Here is a 19,253-nt window from a genome sequence, read left to right on the forward strand (position 1 = left end):
TATATCACCCTCACCCATCCTCTCCCCTAAGAGGGAGAGGGGAACAGCATATTTATTTGGACAAGACTAAATGTTATAATGAAATATATCCCATTTTAAGGACTTATATGTATTTAAAGGCTATTGAGATCATCGGTTTTAAATCTTTCGCGGACAGGCAGAGACTTGATTTTGAACAAGGCATAACTTGCGTAGTGGGCCCCAACGGCTGCGGTAAATCCAACGTGGTGGATTCCGTACGCTGGGCCATTGGCGAGATGAGCTGGAAAAGCCTGCGTTCTGCTTCGATGATTGACATTATCTTTAACGGCACCGCAAAACGCGCCCCTTTAAATATGGCCCAAGTTAACATGATTTTTGATAACGCAAGCCGTAAGCTTCCTTTAGATTTTAATGAGATTACGGTATCGCGCAAAATTTTCCGCTCAGGCGAGAGCGAATACTTTTTAAATAAAGTGCAGTGCCGCCTGCGCGACATTAGAGATTTATTTTTAGATACCGGCATCGGCGGCGAGGGTTACGCCATTATCGACCAAGGCGGCGTTGACACCGTGCTCAGCGCAAGCCCCGAGCAAAGGCGTGAGATGTTTGAAGAAGTCGCCGGCGTGTCCAAATATAAAGCCAAACGTGAAGAGGCTATAAGAAGGCTTGAACGTGTTGACCTTGACATAGCCAGACTCTCTGACACAGTCGCTCTCTTAGACGAGCAAATTAAAAAGCTGGACTCTGAAGCTAAAAAAGCCAGGCTCTATCAAAAATACAGAGAAGAACTTAAAGAAAGCGAGATAGCAATTTCTCTGCAATCCATAAATGAATTTGACTTTAGCATACAAAAAGACTCGGCAGAACTTGAGCCTTTGGTCACGCAGATTGAAGACCTGGGCAACAACGTATCCTCCGTAGAAGGCGCGGCCGCCGCGCTGGACCTTAACCTCACGCATAAGCAAAAGCAGCTTAGCGAGTTTAACGAGAAAATTTCCACCGTACGTTATCAAATAGGCGTGCTTGAGGGTGCGGTAAAAAACTGCGAGAACCTTACAACAGAGCTTTCCGCCCAGCTTAAATATTCCGCCGGCGAGGGGGAAAGAGGGCAAAGCAGACTTAAAGAACTTTCGCCCATAATAGAAAACCTTAAAGAAAAACTTAACGCCGTGGCCACAGAAATGCTGCCGCTGCAAAACGCTTATAATGAAAAGTATAACCTAGTCGCCGCCAACGAAGCCGCCATAAAAACCGCCGACGCCAACACGCAGCAGTTAAACTCCCGCTTAATGTCAGCCGTACAGGCGGAGATGGAGTGCTCTAACAAAATAGCGTTTGAGCAGTCCTCAGCCGCGCATGAGCAGGAAAACTTGGTCACGCTTGAAAAGAGCGGCCAGGGCAGCAATGCCAATTTAGATAATCTTAGAAACACGCTTATAACGATTACAGATAAAATTAACGCGGGCACAGCGGCGTTGGAATCTGTTAAATCACAGTTGGGTAACGCCGAAGAAAATATGCGTTCTCTTACCCGCAACAGGACTGTTTTGTCAGACGAACTTAGCGCCGCCAAGGCGCAGCGCGCCGCGCTTAACGCCCGCCTGGAAATGATACAAAGCCAAGGCCAGCAGGACCCGTACTGGGTAGGCGCCAAAACAGTGAGTGAAGCCGGCATCTCCGGCGTAAAAGGCACACTCAGAAAAAACATTAAATTTGACGCCAAAAACAACCTTCTTATAGAGGAAGCGTTTGGCAAATATTTAGATTCCGTAATATGCGACACCTTTGAAACCGCCGGCAAAGCGCTTGAAACGCTTAAAAACAAAGGCAATGCCAGAAGCAAGTTTATAGTGCTTAGCGCCGTACCGGCCGGGCAATCAACAGGTGGCCTGAAAGATTTAATTAAATACCCGGCCGAACTTGAAAATTTAATTTCACACCTTTGCAGCGGCGCGGACGTAAACGGTTCTACCGTTAAAGGTTCTTTCTGGATTTCCGGCGGGGCAGACAATATTAAAGCTCCCGAAGCGTACTGGGGCGAGGAAGAAACGGTAAAAGAAGAAATTGCCGCCGCCACTGAAAAGGAAACCGGCGTAACCGCCAAAATAACGCAAAACTCAACCGATATTACCAACGCGGAAAACACGCTTAAAAACCTGCGCACTAAGTTTCAGGAAGAAAGCATAGCGCTTAACTCTCTTAAAAACGATCTTGCGGCAAGACAGCGTGAAATTAAAAATATAGAAGACTCACTTAACGTAATTTCTAAAAATAAAGAAAACCTGCTAAGCAAAGTTGAACAGCGCAAAAATACCGAGCGTGAACTTAGAGAAAAGCTTGCCGAGATTAAAACCTCACAAGACAGTGTCAAAGCGGAAATAGAAACCGCCAAAAACGCCAGAATAAAACTGGTGTCTGAGGGCGAAGCTCTACGTAATGAAATAGGCTCTATCAACGCATCGCTCTACGAGGTCAAAATCAAGAAAAACAATATTGAGGTTGACCTTAAAGGCACGGAGATTGAGTACAACAACATTTTAGAAGCGGACAAAAAAAGGCAGGAGCAAATTACCGCGGGTAATGAAAGAATAAAAACCTTGGCCGAAGAAAAACTAAAATCCCAGGCCGAACTTTCCACCAACCGCGAGGCGCTTGCCGCGTTAGAAATTGACCAGACCAAACTTGCGGCGGAACTGCAGGTGCTCAAAAAAGATTTTGACGAAAAAACGGCCAAACTTAACGAGTATAAAAAGAAACATTCTGACTTGCAGATTAAAGTTAATAATCTTGAAAACTCTCTCACCAACTACAGGCGCCAGCGCACCACCATTGTTAACCATTTAATGGAATCCTGGAACATTACGCCCGAAGAGGCGGCCATGAAGTTTGAGGTAAAAGAGATAGACCAAGAACGCGTTAAAATGATGCGTAAGCGTATTGAAAACATGGGTGCCATTAACATGACCGCGCCCGAAGAGTACGACGCGCTTAACGAACGTAACACATTCCTCAAAAAACAAATTGAGGACCTTGACAATGCCAAGCGCGACCTTAAGGCGGCCATTGCCAAAATTAACGCCACAACAAAAGAAAACTTTAAATATACTTTTGACCATGTGCGCAGTCATTTTAAAAATATTTACCAAACGCTTTTTAGAGGCGGCGAGGCGGACCTTGTTCTTACAGATCCTGAAAACCTGCTTGAAACAGGTATAGAAATTTACGCCCAGCCCCCCGGTAAAAAACTGCTTAACATAAGTTCAATGTCCGGTGGTGAGAAGACGCTTACGGCGCTGTCGCTGCTGTTCTCTTTCTTCACGCATAACCCGTCGCCTTTCTGTATTATGGACGAGGCGGACGCCGCGCTGGACGAAGCTAATGTTGAACGCTTTGTTAACCTTATAAGAGAATTTTCCAAAACAACGCAATTCATTGTTGTCACCCATAACAAACGCACCATGGAGGCCGCCAAAATGTTGTACGGTATTACCATGGAGGAAAGCGGCGTTTCTAAAGTTATGTCCGTAAATTTTAAAGAAGAACAAGAAAAAATAGACGAGTTCGCAGCAGCTTAGTTATAAGGATAATATGAGATACGGTGTTTTTTCTGACCTGCACGCCAACTATCAGGCTTTGAGGGTGGTGCTGGATAAATTTAGAGAAGAAAATGTTGAAGGATACATTTTCTGCGGCGATCTTGTGGGCTACGGCCCCAGCCCGCAGGCATGTGTGCAAACTGTTAAAAAACTTCCTAATCTGGCCATAGTTATGGGCAACCATGACAAGGCGTTGACGGACCCTGCAATAATCACTTTTTTCACGCCGGATTCTATTATACCTATAATGCTGGCCAATAGAGAAATGACTTCTGAGAATTTTAAGTTTATGTCCACCTTGCCCGAGAAATATTTAGGCACGGAGTTCAGCATAGTACACGGCACATTTTTTGACCCTTACAAAGAATACCTTTTAACCCCGCGCCAGTTTAAAGACAATGCCGCCAAATGGCCCGGCAATGTTTGTTTTGTGGGGCACAGCCACATACCTTTTATTATGCGCTCACAAAACGGCGGCCCGGCTAAAATAGAGCTGTTTCCGTCTAACAGCGATACCGAGGTTCAGCTTTACGACGATTCCCGCTACATGATTAACCCTGGCTCCGTAGGCCAACCCAGGGACGAGAACCCGCGCGCCAGCGCCGGCATTTTTGACTCTGACAAAAACACTTTTAAGCTTATTAGGGCTGAGTATGACGTAAAAGAAACTCAGCGTAAAATGGCGGAAAAGAACTTTCCGCAGCGTCTTATAGACCGCATAGCTTTGGGTTTATAACAGGGTAATAATTTTGGAAGTAAAAGTATGACATCTCTTAAAACAAAATTGCAAGGTTCCGCGCGCGCTCTGTCATGGCTGGTTGCGGTATCTTTTTTTATGCAGATGCTGGACGGGACCATTCTTAATACCGCCCTGCCCGCCATAGCTGATTCTATGGGCGAGAACCCGCTGCGCATGCAGTCCGTAGTAATTTCCTACATGTTAACCGTCGCTTTCCTTATACCCATATCAGGCTGGCTGGCGGATTTTTTTGGCGCCAAACGCGTGTTTATAGGCGCCATTTTTATTTTTACTTTGGGTTCGCTTTTTTGCGCTCTGTCACAAACTTTGTGGCAGCTGGTTGCCGCGCGTATTGTGCAGGGCGTTGGCGGCGCGCTTATGGTGCCGGTGGGCCGCCTGGCCGTAATGCGTGTATACCCTAAAGACCAACTGGTTAAGGCTTTAAATTTTATTACTATCCCCGGTTTAATAGGCCCGGTTGTGGGCCCTACGCTGGGCGGTATAATTGTTTATTACGTGGGTTGGCACTGGATATTTCTTATCAATATTCCAATTGGTTTAATATGTATATTTTTTACATACTTTACCATGCCTAAGGTTAAGATTGACACCCGCCCGCGTTTTGACTGGATAGGGTATTTGCTTTTTAGCGGGGCAGTGGTATTAATATCGCTTTCTCTTGGCAGCGTGGAGGGGGCAAACGTGGGCCCGCAGACGGCGGCAATTATGTTTATAATAGGCGCGTTTTTTCTGCTTGCTTACGCGCGTAGCGCCATTGCCAACCCGTGGAAATCACTTTTTAAACCGAGGCTGTTTTTTGGCCGAAGCTTTACCGTTGGTATAATAGCTAACGTTTTTATACGCTTTGGCGGCGGGGCCATACCGTTTTTAATGCCGCTATTTTTTCAAACGGCGCTCGGCTATTCCGCCTTAAAGTCAGGCCTTACTTTAATACCCATGGGTATTACCTCAATACTGGCCAAAACTATTGTGGAACGCGCTTTAAACATGTTTGGCTACAAGCGTTTTATGATTTACAATACTTTTATTATAGGCTTTATCATATGCTCGTTTGCGCTTGTGGGCGGCGGTACGCCTTATGTTGTTATACTGCTGGCGCTGGCAGTGCTGGGCGTGTTTAACTCCATGCAGTTTACCGCGCTTAATACTCTTACGCTTATTACCGTGCCTAACCGCGACCTTAGCCAGGCTAACAGCCTGCTGTCTGCTGTAATGCAGGTGGCCATGAGCCTTGGCGTAGGGCTGGCAACGGCGGCTTTGGCGTTTTTCGGCGGGCATAACGCCGATATAGAGTCCAGCCATATAATGCACTCTTTTCACTGTACTTATTTATTTGTAGGCATAATTTCTATGTCGGGCAGTTTGCTTTTTATGATACCGTTTTCTAAAAATATTGTTGACCGCCCCAGCAGCCTAAAAAAGTAAATATTAAATTTAGTGAAAATCGTGCCGTAAAAAATGTAAAATATATTAAATAAACTTTTTAATAAAAAGAGGTTTCTGTTTTTATGAAAAAAACTAAAAAAAGCGCAGTTAAAAAAGCAGTAAAGAAACAAACCAAACCCGTTAAAACGGTAAAAACTGCCGCCAATGATTCCCCCATTCTTAAAGAAGTAAAACAGCTGTACGCGTTTATGCAGAACGAAAATTTAGGCACACTTTCTTATGAACAGAAAGGCGTGCAAATTAAAATAGTACGCGCGGCCCCTGCCCAAGTTGCGGTGCCCGTTGCGGTAGGCGGCCAGGCCACAGGCACGGCGCAGGCCTGCAGCGTAGCCACACCTGAATATAAACAGGTAATCAAATCCCCATTAATGGGTATATTTTTTAGAGGGTCAACCCCAAGCGCGGCGCCTTTTATAAGAGAAGGCCAGTCAGTTAAAGCAGGCGACGTTGTGTGCTTAATAGAAGCCATGAAAGTATTTAACGAAGTTAAGGCTGATTCTGACTGTGTAATCAAAAAAGTTTTGGTAGAAAACGGCAAGCCCATTAAAGCGGGCGACCCGCTGTTTGCCATAGAAAAGATTTAATTATGACAGAAAATATTAAAGAAAACGCGGCTAACATACTGTCTTTTGTAAAAGAAAGAGGCGCCGCCACGGCGTGGGATATTAAGCTGCATTTCCGTTTTTCAAGTTCTATGCTTTATTTAGCCTTAGGCGCTTTAGCGGCCGAGGGTAAAATAGATATTACCCAGCAAGGTTTGGATTACAAAATAACAGTTTTATAAGCTATTGCTTTTTATGTTTGTAAAGTTTACACTGAGTATATTACACAGGGAGGATGTTATGAAAAAATTTTTAGTATTAAGTGCGGCAGTTTTAGCTTTGGCAGCTTGTTCCGGCAGCAGCAGCGAGACGTCCTCCAACAACAATAAATACCAGCCTTTGGTGGTAGACCAGGAATTTGACAGGGTCGAAGCGCCTAAAATGGACTATGACACAGATGTAAGCTACGAAGCGCAGCTTAAGTCGTCGGGCACATTTGTAAAAGGTACCAAAGGCAAAACCACCAAAAAGAGCAAATAATGACAACCGAGGATATTAAAAAAGAATCAGACCGCCTGTACGGGGAACTGAAAAATATCTCTATACGCCCGGGCGTTAAATGGGCCGCGCAAGACTGCGCCGCCATTGCCCCGTACACCTTAGAAATTAACCGTCTTAAAAAAGAAACCAATTCCATCATTCTCGCTCATTCCTACACCAACCCCGAAATTATGTACGGCGTTGCCGATATTATTGGCGATTCTTACGCTTTAAGCATGGCGGCGGCCGAGGCTAAAGAAGATAATATTATCTTTGCGGGCGTCTGGTTCATGGCTGAAACCGCCAAAATTATCAGCCCCAATAAAAATGTTTTTATACCCGCCGGCCACGCCGGCTGCACACTGGCCGACGCTATGACTGGCGAAGACCTGGTAAAATTTAAAGCTGCGTACCCCGGCGTACCGGTAATGTGTTATATAAACAGCTCGGCCGATGTTAAGGCCGAGAGCGATGTCTGCGTAACCTCAGCCAATGTTTACGATATCGCGGCCAAAATGCCCGGCGATAAACTTATTTTTGTGCCCGACATGTTAATGGCGGAAAATTTACAGGCTGAGCTTAACCGCCGCGGCGTAAAAAAAGAAATTATTTCTACAGGCGGCTCTTGCTGTGTGCACGATAAATACACGGCCCAGCACGTTAAATATTTGCGTGACAATTACCCCGGCATAAAAGTAATGATACACCCCGAGGCCAAAATAGAAGTGTGTGAACTGTGCGACTATGTGGGCGGTACCGGCGGCATGCTAAAATATGTGGCAAACTCTGAGGATAAAGTTTTTGGCCTGCTTACGGAAGTTGGCCTGGTAAACAGGCTGGAGCATGACAACCCCGGTAAAACTTTTATATGGAACCAAGGCACCTGCGCTTATATGAAGAGGAACACGCTGGTAAACACGCTTACCGCGCTTAAGGCGCCCACCCCGCAGCAAATTGTGGAAGTGCCCGCCGACATTGCCAAAAAAGCGGCGGCCTGCATAGACAAAATGTTTGAAATGACAAAATAGAGGTTTTTATGATAGATAAACTTATAGTACTTGCCTTAGAAGAAGACTTAGGCCTAGGCGACATAACGTCAGACAATATTTTTACCGCTAACGACGAAGCGCTGGCTGAGATTATAGCTAAAGAAGACCTTGTGCTCTGCGGCATGGACGTAGCCAAAGACACATTTAATTATGTGGACCCAACCTTAAAATTTATCCCCTTAAAAAAAGACGGCGACCTTGTAAAAAAAGGCGAGCGCGTGCTGGAGCTGGACGGCAAAACGCTTAGCATACTTCGCGCGGAAAGAGTGGCGCTTAACTTTATGCAGCGCATGAGCGGCATTGCCACAGCGTCTAAAGAATTTGCGGGCATCGCAAAAAAATACAATGTTATGGTGGTGGATACCCGCAAAAGTTTGCCCGGTATGCGTAAGTTAGATAAGTACGCCGTACGCACAGGCGGCGCCAGAAACCACCGCATGAGCTTGTCTGACAGCGTGTTAATAAAAGATAACCACATAGCCGCCGCAGGTTCTATAACAGCGGCCGTTACCCGTATAAAAGACCGCATAGGCCACACCCCTAAAATAGAAGTGGAAACAACCAATTTAGATGAAGTAAAAGAAGCTTTGGCATGCAAAGCTGATATAATAATGTTAGACAACATGACCCCGGCGCAAATAACCGAGGCCGTTAAAGTAATAAACGGCGCGGCCATAGCGGAAGTTTCCGGCGGCGTTAACAGAACTAACTTAGAGGATTACTGCAAAGCGGGCGCCCCGGTAATATCAGTGGGTGCTCTCACACACTCTGTCCCCGCTAAAGACTTAAGCCTTAAAATTACAAAGTACAAATAACAGTAAATAGGAGGAGAAAGCATGAAAGACTATTCACACTTATACTCGGATGTGGTGAAACGCGCTAAAGCCTCTGTAATAAGAGAACTTTTAAAAATGACGGGCGACCCTGAAATAATTTCTTTTGCCGGCGGCCTGCCGGACCCTACCGCATTCCCCTATGAAAAAGTACAGGAAGTATTTTGCGAAGTTTTAAAAAACGACGGCAAACGCGCACTGCAATACGGCGCGACAGAGGGCAGCCACAAGCTTAAAGCGCAGCTGGTAAAATGGCTAAAAGCTGAAGAAGATATAGATTTAGAAGATAAAAATATTATTATAACCTCAGCCTCTCAGCAGGCGCTGGATATGGTGGGCCGCATATTTATTAACCCCGGCGACCATATTGTGGTAACCAACCCGTCTTACCTGGGCGCTTTGCAGGCGTTTAACTCCTGCGCCGCCGCTATGGTAGGCGCCGACACCGACGATGACGGCGTTATCCCCGAAAGTTTAGAGGCCTGCCTGGCCAAGTTAAAGGCGGAGGGGAAAGTATGTAAATTTGTTTACCTTATACCTGATTTTCAAAACCCAACCGGCACCACTATCGGGCAGGACCGCAGGGTAAAAATACTTGAGATTATTAAAAAGTATAACACCATTTTAATAGAAGACTCGCCCTACAGGCAGGTACGTTTTGAAGGGACCGCGCCGGACACTTTTTATAAACTTGATAAGGGTGAGGGCAATGTAATTACACTGTTTACATTCTCCAAAACATTTGTGCCGGGCTTTAGGCTTGGCTACGTTGCGGGCGATGAGAATGTGATAAGGCAGTTTACTATCTTAAAACAGTCTATGGACCTTTGCACGCCTGAAGTGCTGCAGCTTGCCACGGCAAAATATATGGAAAAGGGTTACCTTAAAACACACATAAATCACGTTGTTGCCATATATAAAGAAAAGTTGGGTATTATGCTGGGATGCCTTGAAGAATATATGCCAAAGGGTGTAAAGTGGACGCGCCCGCAGGGCGGGTTGTTTTTGTGGGTAGAAGTGCCCGCGAATATTGATACTGAAAAAATGTTTCCCACGGCCATTAAAAATAAGGTGGCATATGTGATAGGCTCGGCCTTTTACTACGACGGTAATGTTAAAAATAATATGCGCCTTAACTTCTCGTACGCCACGCATGATGAGATACGCGAGGGCATTAAACGCTTGGCCGCCACAATTAAAGACAGTATGTAATTTGAATGTAAATAAAAAGCCCCTTGGCCTATGCCAAGGGGCTTTTTTGTTAGCAAAATATTAATATTCATTATCGCTATATGTGTAACCTAAAGATTCCAATCCTTTGCATATAGATTGGCCTGTGGCGGTTTTTTGCGTATAGCAGTATCTTGTTGTGGTGCCGTTATTCATAGCAATAACAATACTGTAGTTTGAGGAGGTATTGTTTCTGTAAGTTTCAAGAATGCATTCATTACTGTTGTAGCAGGCTATCCAGTATTTAAAATTTTTTGTTACATAGTTGCCTTCCTCATCCGTTGTGCCGCCTGTAATTCCCACTACGTCAGTGCCTATTGTTTCTTCTGTAATATGTTGCGCCAGGTGCACCATTTGGAATGCTCTTTCTATAGCGGCGGCGTTGCTAAGCACCTCCGCGGAGCGTGATTTTTCCACCGCTTTAGTATATTGCGGCAGTGCTATAGCGGCCAAAATACCTATAATTAAGACCACTACCAGTAATTCAATTAATGTAAACCCCTGTTTCATAATAATCTCCTTTGTCATGTTATCTAAATTATAGCAATATAAAAGTGATTCTAAAGGGCGGTTTTGTCTTGCGGGGGCCTGGCCGCGTGTAAGGTTTTGACGGAGTCTTTATGCATAAGAATATAGCCAACTATTAACGGGGACACAGCGTAAATAATTAATATTACCAGCGGTATTTTACCAAAAAACACGGCGTATCCGTCGGTAATATATAAAATGGCAAGTATAATAAAGGCAAACAGTACAAATGATAACTGCACAAAAAACGTGCGGTTGCTTACAGCGGTATTTAAAAATAAAAAGAATTTACCAGCGTAGGCGTTATTGGTTTTATGGTAGAGGCTGTAAAGGAAAATAGGCAGCGAGGTAAAAGCTAATAGTGAAATAATAATTTCATTATCAAATATTTTAAGCTGTCTTAGAATTATGGCAACACTGTTAGTATAGGGGTTTATAACGGAGAAGATAAGTATTTTAACAATAGTTAATATTTTTTTAGTTATATTCATATATAAAAAAGAAAATCCAACCGGACGACCGTATTAATAAGTTAATTTTGAAAAAAATATTTTAATGTATTTATAACACGGTTTTTGCGAAGATTTTGAGTCATTTTTGCATTTTTCTGTTGCGAGGTATACTTGCAATGCAAAGCGCGTAGCGCTTTTCGTATCCGAGCATAAGGAAAAATGTAAAAATGGCCAAAATCTGACGCAAAAAAAGCCGAGGATGGGGGTCGAACCCACGACCTACGGTTTACAAAACCGTTGCTCTACCAGCTGAGCTACCTCGGCATAAAACTAAGTCATAAATTATAAAAAAACATTGCGGGGACAGGATTTGAACCTGTGGTCTCAAGGTTATGGGCCTTGCGAGATACCGGGCTTCTCTACCCCGCAATATTATTATAGCATAAATAGGACTTTTTGTTGTAAAAATAAGATTTCTCAGACGTGAAAAGCAATCCACGGCATTAAGTCTTTTTTAGGCCTTGACAGTATTGTTAAAGCGCTTATACTATAGTTACAGCTCCTAAGGAGCTAAAGACATAGGCGGTAACGCCTAAACTGAGTTCTATCTTAGCCGGTTGCCGTAAGTTTAGCGGATGCGCTAAATTATAGCATAAGACCCGTTAGGAAGAACAGTAAAAAACAAGATGGAGTCATAATGAGTACACTAATGAACTAAACCCCCGTTACAATACCGGGGGTTTATTTACTCCTATTTGAGAGGTTTTAACATGGACATAATGGTGCGCGGTGCGGAGTACGGCTTGGTTTTAGGTATAATAGGTTTTTTTATATATACATTGGTGCTTTTGCTTAAAAAGAGAACGCCGCAAGTTAAAAATGATATTAAACAGTCTTTATTTACAATTTTAATATTTATTGTTGTTTTGGTTGTGCTGCATATAATTTTCTAAACTAGATGTTTGGAGAGTTTTTTAAAAGGCGGGGGAGAAGAACCTCCGCTTTTTTTATGGCTTCGTTTTGGTTTGCGGCAATGGCCGATATTTCCTGCACATTATTTATGCCGTATTTTTTGTAGCCCGCCAGTTTGTTTTGCCCGCAGATAAACAGCACTTCTTTACCGTGCTTTTTTGCCAGCTTTACGGCAAGGCCGGGGGCTTTGCCCATAAATGTTTGCGCGTCCAGGCGGCCCTCCGTTATTATGACACGTTGCGCTTTTTTTATGGCGGCTTCTATATTTAATTTCTCAAAAATATACTCGGCGCCGCTTATAAACTTAGCGTTGAAAAATACCAACAGCCCCGTAGCTATAGCGCCGGCCGCGCCTGTGCCGGGGGTTTTGGCTATGTCCTGGCCCAAATCATTTTTTATTATTTTTACGTAGTTGGTAAGCGCTTTATCAATAACTGCTACCTGCGCTTTGGTTTTGCTTTTTTGCGGGCCGAATACGGCGGCGGAGCCATTGCGGCCAAGAATAGGGTTAGTTACATCAGTAAGAGCGTAAAACTTAAGCCCTTTTAAATTAAGCGCGGCCGGGTTAATACTGTTAAGCTTTAATAATGCGGCGGTTGTGTTGGGCAGAGGGTTATTTTTTTTATCTAAAAATTGTACGCCCATGGCGCTTGCCATGCCCGCGCCGCCGTCGTTGCACGCCACGCCGCCAAGGCCTATGTAAAAGTTTTTAACGCCTTTAGCGGCAAGAAGTTTTATCATCTCGCCAACGCCGTAAGATGTGGAAATCAAGGGGTTTAAATCTTTTTTTTCTATACTGCCCAAACCGCATATTTTGGCGGTTTCCACAATAGCTGTTTTGCCGCCCGGCAGTATAAACGCGGGGGCGGTGTGGTAAACGCCGTAGGCGTTTTGCACGCGGTGTTTAACTATTTTTGCTTTGGGGTACGCGGAGAAAAAAACTTCTATAATGCCGTCGCCGCCGTCGGCTATTAAACGCAGCCGCGCCGCGCCGTGGGTGTGGCGCTGTATAATTTTACCCGCTTTTAAAGCTGTTAAAGAGCCTTTAAAAGCGTTTGCCAAAATAAGGGTTTTCATTAAATTTTCCAGCTGAATTTTAGTAAAGCGGAGTAGAAGGTTTTGTTAGAGTCTTTAAGAGCGTCGCCGCGGCTGGCGTTGTGTACGCGTGCCTCCAGGCCTATGGCGGTGTCGCCAAACTTCCTCTCCACGCCTAAACCCAGTGAGCCTATAAAGCCTGAGGAAGATTCGCTCGATGTTGTGTGTATGGGTGATGACCCTGGAGCTACGTTAAAGTTATCTTTTTTAATATCTACAGATAAACTTTCATAACCCGCCGTGGCGGAAACATAGGTTTGAAATTTAGAGTTAGGCGTAAGATAATAATTTGCCATAAGGTTAAAATGAAATGCGTAACCGCTGGTTTCAATTTCAGTATTATCTACAGCGCGGAAGTCCAAAGTTTCTTTAGGTATTGTGGAAAGCGTGACGCTGGGGCCTAACCATAGGTTAGACTTTTTAATACGCCATAAATGCGTTATTGTAGCGCCTATGCCCATGCCGCCAATCTCTTCATCCATAAATTTTAATTTATTGTCTATGCCGCCGATGCCTACGTAGAAATAGCGTTTTGCCTGCTTTTCCTCAAGGTTTTGTTTTACGGGGGTTTTGATATTAAGGTACTCTTGTTCTTTTTTTCTTCTTTAGCCTTTTTTTCAGGATCTTCTTTTACCGCTTTAGCGGCGGCAGGCTGCGGGTTTTGAAATTCATCTTTCATTACAGGGGCTTTGTACACGTCTTGCGTGGACCCCGCCGTTATGGTTGCGGTGGACGCGGGGGTTGTTCTGTCGCGTACTATTGTATATTCAAGCGGGGCGGCGGCAGTGGCGGTTTTAGCGGCGAAGGATTTGTCCAGTTCTTCGTCAAAAACTAAGCCCGTCAGGTTTTGTTCTTTGGTTGAGCGGGTTTCCTGCTGCTGGGCCTGTTGAATCTGTTTTTCTACAAACTTTTTTTGTGTTTCGGCCTGTTCATAGTCGTACACTTCTATGGAGGATACGCGGGGCATGTCTATATTTACGTAAGCGTCGTCCGTTTTTACGCGCACGTTAAATTCGTCTATGTCTTCAATAGTGCCAACGACTTCGCCGCCGCCTTTTAAAACAACGCGGTGTTTGTCGGGCAAAATTTCCACAATTTCCCTTTGCGCTATAGTGATAACGCCGTATTTTGTTTGCAAATTAAGAGTGTATTGTGTTTGTTCTAATATTGAACCAGTTACAATAGTGCCGTTTCTCAGGCGTATGCCCTCTGCCCACGCGCTGGCGCTGAGAAGTGATAAAACGGTTATTATAATTAAGGTTCTTTTTTTCATATTAAATTAAATTGTATCGCCCGGGGCACTGTGCCCCGGGCATAATATAGTTATTTTTTGCTTTCGCAGCCGCAGCTGGCTTTAAGTATGTGTTTAATTTTAGCTAAAGCTTTTGTTACTTTGGCAAAAGTTAAAAAGAATACTGAGGAAAGGAAAGCTGATACCGTAAGCATAAGCACCGGCGGTACGTTGTCTGGGCTTACTAACCCTATTTTGGCGTATTTAACTACCGTAAATGACTGTACGCACATATATATGAAGCCAATTATGGCCGCGTAAAAAAGGATTGTAAAAAGTACGCTTAAACCTTTGAGTTTTAACCAGTTGTGGGGGAAAAACTTTTTAAATTTGCAACAGGCTTTGCCGTCTTTTGAGCAGCAGCAGCCTTTTTTATCTTTCTTTTCTTCTGACATAAAATCTCCTTTAATTTATATTGTTATTACTAAATTCTATAAGTTCCTGCGCGTGTTTAAACCCCGCGGAGTTTTTGCCGCTTGTACTACCTAACATTCTAGCAATTTCTGCGGTCTTTGCCTCGCCTTCTAAACGGGCTAAGATAACTTTGGTAGAGTTTTTGTCGCTCTTTTTAGTTACATTATAATGCGCCGCGCCGTATACCGCCACCTGCGCCAAATGTGTAACGCATAAAACCTGGCGGCCAAAGGCAACTTTTCTAAGCTTCTCACCTACTTTTAGGCCCGTATGCCCGCCGATGCCTGCGTCAATCTCGTCAAACACCATTGTTGGTATTTTCCCCGCCAACACTGTTTTAAGGCCAAGCATAACGCGGCTCATCTCGCCGCCGGAGGCTATGCTTTTAAGCGGCTTTAAACTCTGCCCCGGGTTGGGTGAAAATAAAAATTCCACGCTGTCAGCCCCTTTGGCGTTTAACGCTTCTTCTTCAAAAACAACGTCGGTTTCAAATTTAACTTCGTTAAAACCCAGCGGCATAAGCTCCGCCCTTATCATGGCGTCCATTTTTTTAGCCGCCAGTAAGCGTTTTTCGTGCAGCACCATGGCGCCGCGCATTAAAATTTCTTTTACTTCAGCCAGTTCTTTTTGTAAATCGTGTTCTTTTTCTTCAGAGGAGGACAAGCTGGCAATCTGGTCTTCCAGTTTTTCGCCGTTGGCTATAATATCTGTAATCTCGGGGCCGTATTTAAGCTTAAGTTTGTTTATTTTTTGCTGCCGGCCCAGCATATCGTCAAGCGTATCCGGGTCGGCGGCTATGTTTTCTTTATAATGGTAAATTGTTTGGGCGGCGTCCTCAAAGTTTCTTAAGGCGGATTCCAACTCTTCAAGCACCGGGTTAAGCGACACGTCGAGCTCGCTCATTTCGCCTAAATACTTGGCGGCTTTTGAGCCCAGGTCAACGGCGGCGGACTCGCTTTCGTATAAAAGTTCGTACACCTTTTCCGCCAGTTCTTTTAATTTGCCGGAGTGTTTAAGCTTGGGTAAATTTGCTTCCAGTTCTATATCTTCGCCTGGTTTAACGTTGGCTTCTGATATTTCTTTGTATTGAAAATTATATAAATCCAACAGTCTGTCTTTTTCCGCCTGGCTCAGGTGCAAGGCTTCTATCTTTGAAAGTATCGTCTGCATTTTGCCGTACAGCTCGGCCACGCCCGCAACGTCTTTATGCGTTTTGGCGTATTTGTCCAACAGGTCTAAATGTTCGGACGTTCGCAGTAATGTGTGGTGGTCGTGCTGGCCGTGAAAGTCAACCAAATAGCTGCCTATGTTTGCCAGCGCGCTGGCCGACACTGTAATATTATTTACAAAACCTTTGCTTTTGCCTTTAGAGTCTAACTCGCGCATAAGAGTAAAGGAATCTTTTTCTATGCCGTATTCCTGCAACACGGGTTTAGGTAAGGCGGAAGATTCAAACACCGCGCTTACACTCATCTTTTCCGCCCCTTCTTTAAGCAGGCTTAGCCCGCCGCGTGAACCTAATACAAAACCCAGCGCCTCTATAATAATAGATTTGCCCGCGCCTGTTTCGCCGCTAAACACGTTTAAGCCCGGGGCAAAGCTCAGGTTAATATCGTCTAAAATAGCAAAGTTGTGTATGGTTAAATTTTTAAGCATTAACGGTTGCCCCATTTAAACTTGTAGTTTAAAGTTTCAAAAAAATCGTAATTTTCGGCCTGCAGCAGCTTTATCTTATGCGTGCCGCCAGTTATAAGTACAGAATCGCCCGAGCCTATAATATAGGTTATCTGCCCGTCCAGATTGACGGTGGCGTAGTCTTCCTCGCGTTTAAAGTACGGCGTAAAAATCATTTTATATTTACCCGGTACCACTACCGGGCGCTGCGTGAGCGTGTGCGGGCAAACAGGGGTAAGCAGCATAACGTCAACCTCCGGCACCACAATAGGACCGCCCGCCGCCAGTGAATAAGCGGTAGAGCCCGTGGGCGTGGCTACTATAACGCCGTCGCCAAAATACTTTTGCACATGTTTGCCTGTGGACGTCATTTCCAGCGTAAACGCCCTCGCGCCGCCTGTTTTAATAACACAGTCGTTAAAGGCGGGGGCCTCTTTAAGTATATATTTGCCGTCTTTAAAAATGCTTACGGCAAGCAGGCTTAAGTCATGCCCGGTATATTTGCCGCGTATAATTTTGTATAAAATTTCTTTATAATTTTTTAAGTCCGCGCTGGTAAGAAAGCCAAGGTTGCCCGCGTTAATGCCAAATAGTTTTACCTTTTGGTGCGCTACCGCGCGCGCGCAGTGCAGCACCGTGCCGTCGCCGCCTATAGATATAATTACCTGTGTGCCCGCGTCCAGCTTGGTTGACTGTATGTCTTCATATATTTTAGTTTTTACGCCTTGTGACTCTAGGTAAGCGGCAACGTCTTTAGCTACTTTAAGGTTGTGCTGTTTTTCCCGGTTATAATACAAAGCGATGTTCTTAAATATAATCATATAGCAATTCTAGCAAATATTATTGAAAAACCCCAAAGGACCGGGGCTTTTCAATAACCCCAAATCTTTGGCGGATTTTGGAGTTTTCAGCGTTTGGACACACACTTCACTCGCATAGCTCGCTGCGGACAAGTGTGCCCGAAACGCTGAAAACTCCAAAATCCACTCAAATCTTCGGGGCCCCTTTTATAAAAACTTAACAGCACTAATTAATAAGTTCCGTTTTTTTGTAAAACTCTCGCCCTGTGGGGCGAGGAAAGTAAAAATAAATACCCCCGCTTTTGGCGGGGGGGTATTTACTTTTTTTAAAACAATTTGCCCGATGGCAGGTTTTCGTATTTTTTAATGCGGAACATTTTTAGTCTGTCCTCGTCTATGCCTGTGCGGCTGAAAAATACGTGTTCTATGGCGCTGGCGGGCATAATATAATTGCCGCGTTTTACGCCTTTAGGGTCGTTTTTAATATCCAGCCATACAAACAAGGTGTCCATATCGGTAAAATCTTTTACTTCCACCTCTGCGGCGGCGCGCTGTAATTTTTTCTGGTCGCCCTCTCCGCTAAGTATTACGGCGCTGTGGTAGCCGTTTTCTTTGGCGGCTAAAACGTCTTTATATGTATCGCCTATTATGTAAACATTTTCAGCGGGGAACTTGGTTTTAAAATCTTTCTCCGCCCTTTTTACGCCTGCGGCTAACATTTTGGCGCGGTCCGCGCCCGTCTCGCCAAAGCCGCCTGTTTTAAAGTGTTTGTCAAGTTTTGCGGGTTTAAGTTTTATGTAAGCGGCATCTTCAAAATTGCCTGTGCCAAGCGCAACGCAAACGTCTTTTTGCTTAGCAAGCGCGGTTAAAAACTTTTCTACACCTTTAACATTTTTATATGCTTTGCTTTTTACTTTTGCGGCTACTACGCCGGGTAAAACTTTTAAATATTCTTCTTTAAGTTTTTTAAGTTCGGCCGGTTTGATTTTGCGGCCCATGGTTTGCTCAAATACTATAGGAAAGTTTTTGCTGTCCGTATTGCCGCTGATTAGGGAAATGTCGTAGCTGGGCTTTTTGCCAAACAGGTTAAAAATGGCTTTGTCTAAGCCGTCTTTACCGCACATGCCGCTGCATACTAAGGTGCCGTCTAAATCAAACATTACTAATTTTTTCATTATCTTTTTCTCTCCTGACAATCATTGTAATCCATAAAGCTCCGCCAAATGCTAACGCCAAACCTACTGTTTGGTACAAATGTATTTTTTCCACGCCAAGCGCGGCGGATACTATTAAAGTGAGTATAGGGTAAGATAATATTATAGCAGTTGCTTTAGCTAAATCCATCCCCCTTATGGCCCTGTACCACAGCGGCTGCGTAACGCCGTAGTAAATAGTGCCGATAAAAAATAAAACTAAAAATGTTTTTGGCGCGGCGGTAAATTGCAAGCCGCCCTTTAAAGCAAAAAATATTAACAGCGGTATTATTGTTATGCCCGCGTAAATTACCCTGGCGCCCGCTATAAACACAGGGGAAATATCGGCCGGTAATTTTTTAGCCGCTATGTGGCTGACCTGGAACATCCACGGCGTAAGCAGTACTATAATGTCGCCTTTCCAGCGGGGGGAAAACTGCTCATTAAATAAAATTATCACTACGCCCGCTACCACTAATAAACTGCCGCCAAGTTGGCCGAGAGTAGGTTTTTCACGCAGGAAAATAAAGGCCAAAATTAATGAGTAAAGTATTTCCACCTGGTTAAGTATGGCGGCGTTGGCGGGCGTGGTATACTGCAAAGCTATAAACATTGTGGTAAATGGTAACGCCGTGCCAAATAAACCTACCACTAAGAGGTACGGCCAAAGTTTACGGTCAAAAAGTTTGCCCCAAAGTTTTTGTTTGGTAAACGCCGGGCCGTAATAAAGCATGGCAAACAGACAGGACAAAAACACCATAAGCACAGGCGTCATAAGTTTGCCGCCCTCGCCGCCCGCTATAGGCCAAAGGCCCGTGGCAAACCAGTTTGTCCAAAGCGCGGCTATGGGTGACAT

20 protein-coding genes and 2 tRNA genes are annotated in these 19,253 nt (G+C 44.5%); 10 read left to right on the plus strand and 12 right to left on the minus strand.

Annotation, left to right across the window (positions count from 1 at the left end):
- Positions 1–107: 107 nt before the first annotated feature.
- The 9 genes from smc (at position 108) to AAIR98_RS03915 (ending at position 9,960) form a co-directional block, all read left to right on the plus strand.
- A complete protein-coding gene (gene smc / locus AAIR98_RS03875) occupies positions 108–3,557 on the plus strand; it encodes a chromosome segregation protein SMC (RefSeq protein ID WP_423970937.1) in 3,450 nt (1,149 codons plus the stop codon).
- A 13-nt stretch (positions 3,558–3,570) separates the two neighbouring features.
- Positions 3,571–4,314, plus strand: a complete 744-nt coding sequence (locus tag AAIR98_RS03880) for a metallophosphoesterase family protein (RefSeq protein WP_423970938.1) — start codon at positions 3,571–3,573, stop codon at positions 4,312–4,314.
- Positions 4,315–4,341: 27 nt separating this feature from the next.
- Positions 4,342–5,763: a DHA2 family efflux MFS transporter permease subunit gene (locus AAIR98_RS03885; protein WP_423970939.1), complete on the plus strand. Its 1,422-nt coding sequence runs from the start codon at positions 4,342–4,344 to the stop codon at positions 5,761–5,763.
- An 83-nt stretch (positions 5,764–5,846) separates the two neighbouring features.
- A complete protein-coding gene (locus AAIR98_RS03890) occupies positions 5,847–6,368 on the plus strand; it encodes an acetyl-CoA carboxylase biotin carboxyl carrier protein (RefSeq protein ID WP_423970940.1) in 522 nt (173 codons plus the stop codon).
- A 2-nt stretch (positions 6,369–6,370) separates the two neighbouring features.
- On the plus strand, positions 6,371–6,568 hold the full coding sequence (locus AAIR98_RS03895; protein ID WP_423970941.1) for a winged helix-turn-helix domain-containing protein: 198 nt from the start codon (positions 6,371–6,373) through the stop codon (positions 6,566–6,568).
- Between the two features lie 58 nt (positions 6,569–6,626).
- Entirely contained in the window at positions 6,627–6,866 is a 240-nt protein-coding gene (locus AAIR98_RS03900; protein ID WP_423970942.1) for a hypothetical protein, read from the plus strand.
- Positions 6,866–7,894, plus strand: coding sequence for a quinolinate synthase NadA (gene nadA, locus AAIR98_RS03905; RefSeq protein WP_423970943.1), 1,029 nt, complete (start codon positions 6,866–6,868; stop codon positions 7,892–7,894). Before AAIR98_RS03900 ends, nadA begins: the two co-directional genes overlap by 1 nt.
- Positions 7,895–7,902: 8 nt before the next feature.
- The gene (gene nadC / locus AAIR98_RS03910; RefSeq protein ID WP_423970944.1) at positions 7,903–8,730 is read left to right on the plus strand and encodes a carboxylating nicotinate-nucleotide diphosphorylase; all 828 of its coding nucleotides are present in this window, start codon (positions 7,903–7,905) and stop codon (positions 8,728–8,730) included.
- Between the two features lie 21 nt (positions 8,731–8,751).
- Positions 8,752–9,960, plus strand: a complete 1,209-nt coding sequence (locus tag AAIR98_RS03915; RefSeq protein ID WP_423970945.1) for an aminotransferase-like domain-containing protein — start codon at positions 8,752–8,754, stop codon at positions 9,958–9,960.
- Between the two features lie 60 nt (positions 9,961–10,020).
- Here AAIR98_RS03915 and AAIR98_RS03920 read toward each other — a convergent pair whose 3' ends face one another.
- From AAIR98_RS03920 to AAIR98_RS03935, 4 genes are all read right to left on the minus strand, one after another.
- On the minus strand, positions 10,021–10,488 hold the full coding sequence (locus tag AAIR98_RS03920) for a type IV pilin protein (RefSeq protein WP_423970946.1): 468 nt from the start codon (positions 10,486–10,488) through the stop codon (positions 10,021–10,023).
- A 50-nt stretch (positions 10,489–10,538) separates the two neighbouring features.
- The gene (locus AAIR98_RS03925) at positions 10,539–10,997 is read right to left on the minus strand and encodes a hypothetical protein (protein ID WP_423970947.1); all 459 of its coding nucleotides are present in this window, start codon (positions 10,995–10,997) and stop codon (positions 10,539–10,541) included.
- Positions 10,998–11,209: 212 nt separating this feature from the next.
- Positions 11,210–11,282: transfer RNA gene (locus AAIR98_RS03930), tRNA-Thr, on the minus strand.
- A gap of 31 nt (positions 11,283–11,313) precedes the next feature.
- A tRNA-Met gene (locus AAIR98_RS03935) sits at positions 11,314–11,387 on the minus strand.
- 341 nt (positions 11,388–11,728) lie between these two features.
- On the opposite strand from AAIR98_RS03935, the gene AAIR98_RS03940 reads away from it, so the two are divergent.
- Positions 11,729–11,911, plus strand: coding sequence for a hypothetical protein (locus AAIR98_RS03940; RefSeq protein ID WP_423970948.1), 183 nt, complete (start codon positions 11,729–11,731; stop codon positions 11,909–11,911).
- 1 nt (position 11,912) lies between these two features.
- Here AAIR98_RS03940 and AAIR98_RS03945 read toward each other — a convergent pair whose 3' ends face one another.
- The 8 genes from AAIR98_RS03945 to AAIR98_RS03980 all read right to left on the minus strand — a co-directional run bounded on the left by AAIR98_RS03945 (position 11,913) and on the right by AAIR98_RS03980 (position 19,253).
- Positions 11,913–13,007: a glycerate kinase gene (locus tag AAIR98_RS03945; protein WP_423970949.1), complete on the minus strand. Its 1,095-nt coding sequence runs from the start codon at positions 13,005–13,007 to the stop codon at positions 11,913–11,915.
- Positions 13,007–13,507: a hypothetical protein gene (locus AAIR98_RS03950; RefSeq protein WP_423970950.1), complete on the minus strand. Its 501-nt coding sequence runs from the start codon at positions 13,505–13,507 to the stop codon at positions 13,007–13,009. The genes AAIR98_RS03945 and AAIR98_RS03950 overlap by 1 nt, the downstream gene beginning before the upstream one ends.
- A gap of 77 nt (positions 13,508–13,584) precedes the next feature.
- A complete protein-coding gene (locus AAIR98_RS03955; protein ID WP_423970951.1) occupies positions 13,585–14,298 on the minus strand; it encodes a hypothetical protein in 714 nt (237 codons plus the stop codon).
- Positions 14,299–14,348: 50 nt separating this feature from the next.
- Entirely contained in the window at positions 14,349–14,711 is a 363-nt protein-coding gene (locus tag AAIR98_RS03960) for a hypothetical protein (protein WP_423970952.1), read from the minus strand.
- Between the two features lie 10 nt (positions 14,712–14,721).
- Positions 14,722–16,386: a DNA repair protein RecN gene (gene recN, locus AAIR98_RS03965; protein WP_423970953.1), complete on the minus strand. Its 1,665-nt coding sequence runs from the start codon at positions 16,384–16,386 to the stop codon at positions 14,722–14,724.
- Complete coding sequence (locus tag AAIR98_RS03970; protein ID WP_423970954.1) at positions 16,386–17,225, minus strand: NAD(+)/NADH kinase; 840 nt, start codon at positions 17,223–17,225, stop codon at positions 16,386–16,388. Before AAIR98_RS03970 ends, recN begins: the two co-directional genes overlap by 1 nt.
- 305 nt (positions 17,226–17,530) lie before the next feature.
- Positions 17,531–18,379, minus strand: coding sequence for an HAD family hydrolase (locus tag AAIR98_RS03975; protein ID WP_423970955.1), 849 nt, complete (start codon positions 18,377–18,379; stop codon positions 17,531–17,533).
- Positions 18,357–19,253, minus strand: coding sequence for a DMT family transporter (locus AAIR98_RS03980; protein ID WP_423970956.1), 897 nt, complete (start codon positions 19,251–19,253; stop codon positions 18,357–18,359). The genes AAIR98_RS03975 and AAIR98_RS03980 overlap by 23 nt, the downstream gene beginning before the upstream one ends.

The sequence above is a fragment of the Elusimicrobium simillimum genome (assembly GCF_049639735.1).
GTDB lineage: Bacteria > Elusimicrobiota > Elusimicrobia > Elusimicrobiales > Elusimicrobiaceae > Elusimicrobium > Elusimicrobium simillimum.